We start from the raw sequence: 9,646 nt of genomic DNA, 5'->3' as shown, positions 1-9,646 counted from the left end.
CAACGCCGGCCTGCCCCGGTACAACGAGTACAAGAAGGCCGACGAGAACCACCTGCTGGAGACCACCGGCAAGAAGCTCCGCAAGCTCATGAGCTGGGTCGAGAACGGTGACTGACCCCTCCCGGCGGATCCCCGCGCCGTCCGACCGGCGCGGGGATCCGCGCTTCGCCACGCTCCTCCTCGACAGTTACCGCCGCCTGGTGGGCGTCCACCTGTGCCCGCCGGTGTGGGCATCGGACGCCGAGGCGGCCCAGTGGCTCTACGAGGAGGCGCCCTTCGGGCTGCTGGCGCACGACACGTCGGCCGACCCGCTGTTCGTCTACGCCAACCGCACCGCGCAGCGGTCCTTCGGCTACACCTGGGAGGAGTTCATCGGCCTCCCGTCGCGCCGGTCGGCCGCGCCGGACGCACAGCAGGACCGGGACGCGCTGCTCGCATCGGTGGACGAACGCGGCTACGCCGACGGGTACCAGGGTCTGCGGCAGCACAAGGACGGCCGGATATTCCGGATCGAGGACGTGTGCATGTGGAACCTCGAGGACTCCGACGGAACCCACCACGGACAGGCCGCCGTGTTCCGTCCCCCGGTCGGACCCGGACCGTCCGCAGACTAGGTCACGTGTGACGGCGGCAACCGTGCCCATCGGGACGTCCCGATGGGCACAGTCCGCTCCGCCTGCGTACGTGCCCGGAGCGGCGAGGCCGTCGCCCTCCCGGGCGTCAGGACGGGCTGTACCGCAGGTGCCGCCGCTCGGCCAGCTCGTCCGCGCCGACCACGGTCAGCACGGGGGTGCCGGGAGGCGCGAACATGGTCACCACCAGCTGGGACTGTGCGTCCTGGAGGTTGTTGGCGCCCTGGTAGTGGATGACGTCGCCGCCGGGCTCGAACAGGGCGTCTCCGGCCTTGAGCACCCGGGGCGGCTGGCCTTCGAGCTCGAAGAGGATCTCGCCCTGGGTGACGTAGCCGAAGAGCGGCCCGGGGTGCCGGTGCGGCGGCGCGCCGGCGTCGCCGGGCTGCAGGGTGACCCGGATGGTCCTGGCCTCGGAGCCCTGCGGGATCCGCGGCTGCGCATCCGGCAGGGTCGCGATCACCTCGACGCCCGGGGGCAGGTGTGCGTGGTCTGCGCTCATGTGTTCCTCCAGCAACGTGGACTGTCCGCAGTGAGGACAAGACGGCGTCCCCGGCTGTGACAGGGGCCCGGCTTCGATCGGCGGCGAGCGCGGCCGCCAGGGAACGTGTGATGCGCAGACGGATGGTCGCCTACTCCCAGAGCCGGCCCTGTTCGGAGAACCGGGCCATGAACTCGGTGATGGACGAGGCCTGGTGGATGGCATCGGACCAGCCCTCGGCGGAGACGTCCACCGTGTACAGAGAGGGATGCTGCTGCCGGACGTCGTAGACCAGCAGTTCACGGCTGCCGTCACCGCCGATGATCACCGCGCCGGGAAGACGCGCGGCGAGCTCCGCGGCCTCATTGAGGCCGATCAGGTCACCGGCCGGGAAGAGCTGCAGGAAGTCGTCCGCCGGAGGAAAGAACCGGGACACAGCTCCCTGAACTGCAAGGAAGGTGCGGTAATCCTCGGGCAACGCAACCCCGAGCGCCCGCTCCACCTGCTCGATCTCGGCTGAGGACGTGTCCACCGTCTGCCGCCTTCCCCGCGGCTGCCTGGAGCGGCCGCAGTGCGTGTGAGCAGGCAGGCTATCGGGACGGACCGGCGCGACCCCCGAGCTGCTGGGACCAGAGGTCCTCCAGCCGGGCACCTCCGCCTCGACGCCCCCTCCAGGCGCGGACCTGGCGTCACAGGCTCCGAGAGCAGCGCGGCGAGTGCCGCGCCGACGTCCTCGGGCTCGCCCATGCGGCCGAGGGCGACCTGCGAGCTGATACGTGTTCGCACCCGCTCGTCGCGCATCGTGCCGCCACCGCCGACGTCGGTTGCCGTGGCCCCGGGTGCGATGGCCTTGACGCGGATACCGCGTTCCCCGGGTTCCTTCGCCTGGTAGAGGGTCAGGACTTCGACCGCACCCTTGAGCGCGCCGTAGGCCGCGTGGCCCGGCGCGGCGAAATCCGCAACGGAAGTGGCGCACCGGTGGCCCCATGACGCCTGCGCGATCACCGAAAGGCCGGTACGGGCCCTGGCGTTCCTAGGACTCTCAGGGCCAGGTACAGGGCGACCGGAAGCGTTGTTTATCGTTAAACTACCTTTACCGGCCATTCGGTACCGGAGAGCCGTGGTGTCGCCGGCCGAATGCACATGAACCGGCGCACCACGCAATGCACATGACGCACAGGGTTGCGCGGGTCGTGCTGTCGAAACGGCTCTCGCCGTCCCGCTTTCGGAATGGCGATGGCCTGGAGGGCGCCGTCGGTGGAGGCGACCTCAAAAGTATCGATCCGGTTGATCCCGGGCCGTTGCGCGTACCAGGGTGACGGCCCACCGAGAGTGGCCCCCGAAGTGGTTGCCACAGCGAGTGAGGTTTCAAGTGACGCAGACGAACGAGCCCATGGCGGATGTCCGAGACATGTACATGGCGCACACGATGCTGCGCCGGGAGTTCCGCCTCCTTCCCCGACTGGTGCGCGACGTGGCGCCGGGCGACGTGGAGCGCGCCGGAACGGTCGGTGCCCACGCCGAGCAGGTGTGCTTCCTGCTGCACCTGCACCACGAGGGCGAGGATCTGCTGCTCTGGCCGCGCCTGGTCGAACGCGGGGGCGACCGGGCGACGGCGATCGTGCCCACGATGGAGGAGCAGCACGCCGCCATCGAGGAGACCTACGAAGAGGTGACCGGGCTGCTGCCCCGGTGGCGCGCCACCGCCGAGCACGGCGGGCGCCTCGCGACCGCACTCGACCGACTGCTGTCCGCACTCCTGGAGCACCTGGCACTGGAGGAGAAGGAGGTACTCCCGCTCGCCGAGCAGTACGTGACCGCGGCCGAGTGGAGGCAACTCGGTGAGCACGGGATGGCCCGGACACCGCAGGAGGTCCTGCCGTTGTCCCTCGGGATGGCGATGTACGAGGCGGACCCCGAGGTCGTCGAGGCGCTCCTCGCGGAGCTGCCCGAGGCGCACCGCTCGGCGTTGACGGACGCCGCCGGGCGCGCGTACGCCGCCCACGCCGAGCGCGTGTACGGCACCGGCACCCCGCCCCGCATCGGCGACTGACACCCTTTGCCCGGGCGGCCCACGGCGGCTCCGCTTCGAGTGCCCGCTCCGGGCCCCGACGGCGGGACCGCCGTCGGCGTGTTCGTGGACGGTCCCGGTCCGATTCCGATGGTGCCTAGACCTCGGGAAGGGAAGGATCGGGCGTCCACGGGGATGGTGCGGTGATGGACCACCGTTCGTGGTCGCGCCAGGCCCCGTTGATGTAGAGGTAGTCGGGGGACAGACCCTCGTAGCGAAAGCCCAGGCGCTGGACCAGGGCCAAGGACGCCTTGTTCGCCGGCTGGATACTGGCCTCCAGCCGGTGGAGGCGCAGGTCTTCGAAGGCGTGCTGCATGGCTGCGGCGACCCCTTCGGTCATGTAACCCCGCCCCGCAGACGGGGCGAAAGCCGCGTAACCGAGGGACGCGCCCTGGTAGCGGCCCCGGATGATCGAGTTGATGTTGACCGTGCCGGCGGCCGCACCGGTGTCCGGAACGCGGACCAGAAAGCCCAGGTTGGTGCCGTCGTCGAAGCGGTGCATCCAGTCCTGGAACGCCTCGGCGGTCGCGGGCAGTTGCATCCACGGCCCGTAGAGCTCGGTGCTGGCCCTCACGAGCGAGCAGAACTCATCCTGGTCGGCGAGGGTGAGCGGGCGCAGTTCGACTCGCGACGGCATGTGGGGCATGTGGGGCATGCGGCCATGCTAGGCCTCTGCCGAAGAGAAGGTCGCGAGAGTGATCATTTTCCGACGCACCCCCCGGTCCCCCGGGTACGTTGTCGGGTCGGACGGCCCAGGACTCGCGAACCCAAGCGGCGCCCCCCAGGGGTACCTCCGCCGTTTCCGGGACATGTCGGAGAAAGCCCCGTGTCGCCGTTGGGACATGGCCCAGTTGTGCCAGGCGGGATCGGTGACAGGCCCGGTTGGTGCGACGCATGATTCCGAAGGTCCGGTGAACCGCAGTTGTACAGGGGGTTTGCTCCCGGCACGGGAGTGCCCGGCGGCGGCGATCCCCGGCCCGAACCTGCAGCGCCGTCGAACGGTTCACCACGACGCGTCATGACGCCCACTCTCAGGCGCCCTGCCCGGATGCCGGGTTGACAGAAAGGCTGTAGACACCAATGAGACGCATCCGCCTCTGGGCGGTGATAGCGATGTCGGCGACGGTGGCGACGGGTGCGATCACGCCCGTTGCAGCCCAGTCCCCGTCGGAGACCGGTGCAGGTACGCCGGCGACCCACGACCGCGCGACCACCGTCCGCCTGATCACCGGCGACCGGGTCACCGTCAGCGACGCGCCGAACGGCAAGAAGACGGCGTCGGTGCAGCGCGCGCCGGGCCGGGAGGACGTCTTCTTCCAGATGACCGAGAAGGGCGGCGCCCTGACGGTGCTGCCCTCCGACGCGGCCGTGCTGGTCCGCACGGGGCAGCTGGACGAGGGGCTGTTCGACGTCGCGGGCCTGGTGGCCCAGGGGTACGACGAGGCGCACACCGACGCCCTGCCCCTGATCGTGTCCGCGCCCAAGGGCTCGGCGCGTGCCGCCGCCAAGCGGGCGGACGCCCTCGCGAAGTTCCAGGACGACTCGGCCGAGCCGCGGCGACTGCCGAGCATCGACGCCCAGGCGCTGCGCGTGGCCGACAAGGACCTCGCCGCGTTCTGGAAGCAACTCGCGCCCTCGGCGGGTGCGTCCGTGGCCAGCGCTGCGGCCGAGACCCCGAAGGTCTGGCTGGACCACAAGGTGCGTCCCACGCTGGACCGCAGCACCGCGCAGATCAACGCGCCCGCCGCATGGGCGGCCGGCTTCCACGGCGAGGGCGTCAAGGTCGCGGTCCTCGACACCGGCGCCGACCAGACGCACCCGGACCTCGCGGGCCGCGTCAGCGAGGCGAAGGACTTCAGCGACAGCGGCTCGACCCAAGACCACTTCGGCCACGGTACGCACGTCGCCGCCACCGCCGCCGGCAGCGGGGCCGCCTCCGCGGGCCTGCGCAAGGGCGTCGCGCCCAGCGCCGACCTGCTGATCGGCAAGGTGCTCGGGGACGACGGCTCCGGCAGCGAGTCCCAGGTCATCGCGGGCATGGAGTGGGCCGCGGCGCAGGGCGCCAGGGTCGTCAACATGAGCCTCGGCGCAGACATGCAGACCGACGGCACCGACCCCATGAGCCAGGCGGTGAACGAGATCTCCCGCAGCAGCGGCGCGCTCTTCGTCGTCGCCGCGGGCAACACCGGCGAGCTCGGTGAGATGACGGTGGGCTCGCCCGGCGCGGCCGACGCCGCCCTCACCGTCGGCGCGGTCGACCGCGACGACTCGCTGGCCTCCTTCTCCAGCCGTGGCCCGCGCTTCGGCGACAAGGCGGCCAAGCCGGACATCACCGCTCCGGGCGTCGGGATCGTCGCCGCCCGCGCCGCCGGCACGACCATGGGCGAACCGGTCGACGACCAGTACATCGCGGCAAGCGGTACATCCATGGCCACGCCCCATGTGGCCGGTGCGGCGGCCCTGATCGCCGGGCAGCACCCCGACTGGACGGGTGAGCAGCTCAAGGACGCGCTGATCAGCACGTCCCACACGGTGTCCGGCCAGGTGCCGACCGAGCAGGGCGGCGGACGCGTCGACGTCAAGGCGGCGTTCACGTCCCCCGTCACCGCCACCGGCACGATCATCCTGGGCCCGTTCGACCGGGACGCATCGCCGGTGCAGCGGGCCGGGGTGATCCGCTACACCAACAACTCCGGCGACGAGATCTCGCTGAGCCTGCGTGCGGCGCTGAAGGCCAAGGGCGGCAAGGAACTCCCCGCTCAGGCGCTGACGCTGGGTCCTGACACCGTCCGCGTCGCCCCCGGCGCGACCGTCGAGGTGCCGGTCGGCGTCGACCCGGCGAAGGCGGGCCGCGGCAGCTACTACGGCTACGTCACCGCCACGTCCACCGGCGGCGTGTCGGTGCACACCACGCTCAGCCTGTGGGTGCGCGCTCCGATGCACAAGCTGACCATCGACTCCCTCGGGCTGGAGGGGGAGCCCACGGCATGGGCCCTGCTGGACGTCTTCGGAGGGGACACGGAGGTCCAGTTCACCGACTCGGGGGTCGCCCAGGTCGAGGAGGGCACCTACCTGATCGGCGGCACGCTGGCGGAGGACGGCGGCGACGGCGTCCGGGTGATCCAGGTGATCGATCCCGAGGTGAAGGTCACCAAGGACACCACCGTCACCCTGGACGCGCGCAAGGCCAAGCCGGTGCAGGTGCGCACGCCCAAGCCCGCCGAGCGCCGCAACAACCTGACGTACCAGATGTACCGGAAGATCGACGGCGTCGAGCAGACCATGGGCATCTACTACGAGGACGGCGGCGGGGACGTCGACCTGTGGGTGAACCCCACGTCCAAGGTCACCGAGGGCGAGTTCGAGTTCAACTCCCGCTGGGAGATGACGGCTCCCGACCTCATCACCGAGGTCCGCGGGGCGGACTTCGACCTGGAGTCGTTCTACGCCAAGCAGTCCACGCCGTTCGACCCCGACGGTGAGCGGCTCGTCGCCGTGGACGCCGGGACGAGGGACAAGCCGGACCTGCGGCCCGCCACCGTGCGGGGCAAGCTCGCGGTGATCCGCGACGACTACGCGATGGACGGGTACGACCTGGCGGAGATGGCCGCGAAGGCGGGTGCGAAGGGCGTCGTGATCGTCCTGCCCCAGGGGTTCCTCGCCTACACCAGCTGGAAGCCGATGGACACGCGCTCCGTCGTGCCCGTCATCCGGATGACCGGGGACGACGGCGCCAAGCTGCTGCAGTACATGAAGAAGCACAAGGCCGTCGTCGACGTCTCCGGGACGGTCGAGAGCCCGTACCTGTACGACATCGCGGCGAACTGGCAGCAGCAGATCCCGCAGAACGTGACGTACACCGTCACGGACCGCAACACCGCGCAGGTGAAGGCCTCCTACGCGGACAACGGCACACTGCACTGGACGAGCGAGCAGCGGTTCAGCTGGCGACCCTACGCGCAGGTCGCCTGGGAGACCTCGCGCTGGGCGCCGACGGGCAAGACCCGCACGGAGTACGTCACCTCCGGGGACACGCAGTTCATGCACTACGTGGACTTCATGGCCGGCCCCGACCTGTTCTACAGCGGTGCGCTGCAGTCCGGTCTGCGGGACACCCCCCGCACCTTCAAGACCGGTGAGAAGGCCTCGGAGGAGTGGTACGAGGCCGTGGTGCGGCCGTCGATCCCGCGCGGCTGGAGCCGTCCGGCCGTCCGCACCGGTGACCTGTTCAGCGTGGCGATCCCGGAGTACACCGACGCGGCGGGTCACTGGGCACGCAAGCAGGAGCCCGCCGCCGGCGGCGGCATCGGGAGGGTCGGTAGCGCGCCCGGAACGCTGGACGACCCGACCTACCCCCAGGGGGACAGCGTGACGGCCGTCCTCTACCGCGATGGCAAGAAGGTGGGCGAGTCCGCGGGCGCCTGGGGGAACTTCGCCGTCCCCGCGGGCCGGGCCGGCTACCGTCTGGAGCTGACGACCGGACGTGACACCGAGTACTGGCGGACCGGTACGAGGACCTTCACGTCCTGGGGCTTCCGCTCGGACACCGCGGCCGAGGAGACCCTGCTGCCCCTCCTCCAGGTCGACTACGGTGTCCCGGCCGACGTGCGGAACACCGTCGACGGCGGGAAGCGGCACGAACTCGCCCTGACCGTCCGGAACCAGGACGGGCTGGCCGCCCCCACCGGGGTCAAGCTCAAGGTCGAGGCGTCCTTCGACGAGGGCAAGAGCTGGAACGGACGGGTCCGTGTCGAGGACCGCGGCCACAACCGGTTCACCGCGACCATCGAGCGCCCGGGCGACCAGCGGAAGGGTGCGTACGTGACCCTGCGGGTCACGGCCTCCGACAAGGCGGGCAACACGGTGCAGCAGACCGTGGAACGGGCCTACCTGCTCGGTAAGTGAGCAAGCGCCTCCGCGGCAACCCCGCGGAGGCGCGGGCCGAGCCATCACGGCGGGTGCCGGGGGTACGACCCCCGGCACCCGCCGTTCGCCGTGGGGCGTGGGCGGTGGGGCGGCTCAGTCCAAGCGGGATGCCAGCCCCTCGAACCAGTCGGCCAGCGCGGCGGGCGTGTCGCCGTCGAGACGGTCCATGTCAAGATCCCGCCGGACGTCCCGGCCGTGGCCCTCGTCGCGCTCGGCTGTGCCATGCCCACGGTGCCGCACGCCCCGGACCGGCTGGGCGGCATCCGGTACGGGCAGAACGTCATCGTCCAGGGCTCGGGGCCGGTCGGCCTCGCCGCCACGACCACGATCGACGTGACGAAGACCGACGAGCACGAGCGGGCCGCCGCCGTCCTGGAGATCACGGACGTGCGCGGCGCCAACATCCGCGTCATCGGCGTCTTGCCGACCCCGCGGCACGTGTACGACACGATCCGGATCACCCGGATGTGCCATCAGCGGTTCCCGCTCGCCGTGATCGTCACCCACCGCTTCCCGCTGGAGCAGGCGCAGGACGCGTTGGGGAACGCCGTTGCGTACCCTTGCGGCATGCGCATGCGCCCCACCCTGAGCTGGACCCCTCCCGAGGACCTACCACCGGGCACCACGGATCTGGAGCCGGTCGCCGATGCGCTGAGGGCCGGCGGGGTGCTGGTGCTCAGCGGGGCGGGCATCTCCACGGAGTCGGGCATCCCCGACTACCGCGGCGAGGGCGGGAGCCTGAGCCGGCACACCCCGATGACCTACCAGGACTTCACTGGCAGCGCACAGGCCCGGCGCCGGTACTGGGCGCGCAGCCACCTGGGCTGGCGGACCTTCGGCCGCGCCCGCCCCAACGCCGGGCACCGTGTGGTGGCCGCGTTCGGGCGGCACGGCCTGCTCTCGGGTGCGATCACCCAGAACGTCGACGGCCTGCACCAGGCCGCCGGCAGCGACGACGTGGTGGAGCTCCACGGAAGCCTGGCCCGGGTCGTCTGCCTTTCCTGCGGCGCCCTCAGCCCGCGCGGCGAACTCGCCCGGCGGCTGGAGGAGGCCAACTCCGGCTTCGAGCCGGTGGCCGCGGGGATCAATCCGGACGGTGACGCCGACCTCACCGACGACCAGGTCGGGGACTTCCGTGTGGTGCCCTGTACGGTCTGCGGCGGCGTCCTCAAGCCGGACGTGGTGTTCTTCGGCGAGGCCGTTCCGCCGGGACGGGTCGAGCGGTGCCGCGAGCTGGTCCGTGAGGCGTCCTCGCTGCTGGTGCTGGGATCGTCGCTGACGGTGATGTCCGGGCTGCGGTTCGTCCGGCAGGCGGCCCAGGCCGGGAAGCCGGTGCTCATCGTCAACCGGGACCCGACCCGCGGCGACCAGTACGCCCTCGCCCGCGTCGAGCTCCCGCTGGGAACGGCCCTCACCTCCGTGGCCGGCCGGCTGGACCTCCCCGTCGACGGTCAGGCGGCGGCTCCGGCGGGTTGCTGACGTTCCGTTGACGACCTGCCGGTGATCCCGCCGGGCGACCGCGCCCGTCCGGCCCGCCCA

7 protein-coding genes and 2 pseudogenes are annotated in these 9,646 nt (G+C 71.3%); 5 read left to right on the top strand and 4 right to left on the bottom strand.

What is annotated here, in order from left to right; all coding sequences use genetic code 11:
• Both PV341_RS00675 and PV341_RS00670 read left to right on the top strand, forming a co-directional pair.
• Positions 1 to 115, top strand: a pseudogene (locus PV341_RS00675) (ketol-acid reductoisomerase); the annotation flags it as partial.
• Positions 108 to 614 carry an MEKHLA domain-containing protein gene (locus PV341_RS00670; RefSeq protein ID WP_500329216.1) on the top strand — a complete coding sequence of 169 codons (507 nt, stop codon included), beginning with the start codon at positions 108 to 110 and terminating at the stop codon, positions 612 to 614. The pseudogene PV341_RS00675 and the gene PV341_RS00670, both read left to right, overlap by 8 nt.
• Positions 615 to 720: 106 nt before the next feature.
• Here the strand turns inward: PV341_RS00670 and PV341_RS00665 are convergent, their stop codons facing one another.
• The 3 genes and pseudogenes from PV341_RS00665 to PV341_RS00655 form a co-directional block, all read right to left on the bottom strand.
• Positions 721 to 1,131 (bottom strand): cupin domain-containing protein, encoded by a 411-nt coding sequence (locus PV341_RS00665; protein WP_500329215.1) that lies wholly within the window; start codon positions 1,129 to 1,131, stop codon positions 721 to 723.
• 130 nt (positions 1,132 to 1,261) lie between these two features.
• A complete protein-coding gene (locus tag PV341_RS00660) occupies positions 1,262 to 1,642 on the bottom strand; it encodes an SMI1/KNR4 family protein (RefSeq protein WP_500356312.1) in 381 nt (126 codons plus the stop codon).
• A 176-nt stretch (positions 1,643 to 1,818) separates the two neighbouring features.
• Positions 1,819 to 2,214: pseudogene (locus PV341_RS00655) on the bottom strand (SDR family oxidoreductase); the annotation flags it as partial.
• Between the two features lie 289 nt (positions 2,215 to 2,503).
• Between PV341_RS00655 and PV341_RS00650 the strand changes: the two are divergent.
• Positions 2,504 to 3,163, top strand: a complete 660-nt coding sequence (locus PV341_RS00650) for a hemerythrin domain-containing protein (RefSeq protein WP_500329213.1) — start codon at positions 2,504 to 2,506, stop codon at positions 3,161 to 3,163.
• A gap of 115 nt (positions 3,164 to 3,278) precedes the next feature.
• On the opposite strand, the gene PV341_RS00645 is transcribed toward PV341_RS00650, so the two are convergent.
• Entirely contained in the window at positions 3,279 to 3,827 is a 549-nt protein-coding gene (locus tag PV341_RS00645) for a GNAT family N-acetyltransferase (protein WP_500329222.1), read from the bottom strand.
• 434 nt (positions 3,828 to 4,261) lie between these two features.
• Between PV341_RS00645 and PV341_RS00640 the strand changes: the two genes are divergently transcribed.
• Both PV341_RS00640 and PV341_RS00635 read left to right on the top strand, forming a co-directional pair.
• Positions 4,262 to 8,086: a S8 family serine peptidase gene (locus PV341_RS00640; RefSeq protein WP_500356310.1), complete on the top strand. Its 3,825-nt coding sequence runs from the start codon at positions 4,262 to 4,264 to the stop codon at positions 8,084 to 8,086.
• Between the two features lie 588 nt (positions 8,087 to 8,674).
• Positions 8,675 to 9,586, top strand: a complete 912-nt coding sequence (locus PV341_RS00635) for an NAD-dependent protein deacetylase (protein WP_500356317.1) — start codon at positions 8,675 to 8,677, stop codon at positions 9,584 to 9,586.
• The last annotated feature ends 60 nt before the right edge of the window (positions 9,587 to 9,646 follow it).

This window comes from Streptomyces sp. PA03-1a, assembly GCF_033792805.1.
Taxonomy (GTDB): Bacteria; Actinomycetota; Actinomycetes; order Streptomycetales; family Streptomycetaceae; genus Actinacidiphila.
This window is presented reverse-complemented; position numbering and strand designations above follow the sequence as displayed.

Coding starts and splice junctions, on each gene's coding strand:
- PV341_RS00665 (WP_500329215.1), bottom strand. CDS start 1,131: ATGAGCGCAGACCACGCACACCTGCCCCCGGGCGTCGAGGTGATCGCG.
- PV341_RS00650 (WP_500329213.1), top strand. CDS start 2,504: ATGGCGGATGTCCGAGACATGTACATGGCGCACACGATGCTGCGCCGG.
- PV341_RS00645 (WP_500329222.1), bottom strand. CDS start 3,827: ATGCCCCACATGCCGTCGCGAGTCGAACTGCGCCCGCTCACCCTCGCC.
- PV341_RS00640 (WP_500356310.1), top strand. CDS start 4,262: ATGAGACGCATCCGCCTCTGGGCGGTGATAGCGATGTCGGCGACGGTG.
- PV341_RS00635 (WP_500356317.1), top strand. CDS start 8,675: ATGCGCATGCGCCCCACCCTGAGCTGGACCCCTCCCGAGGACCTACCA.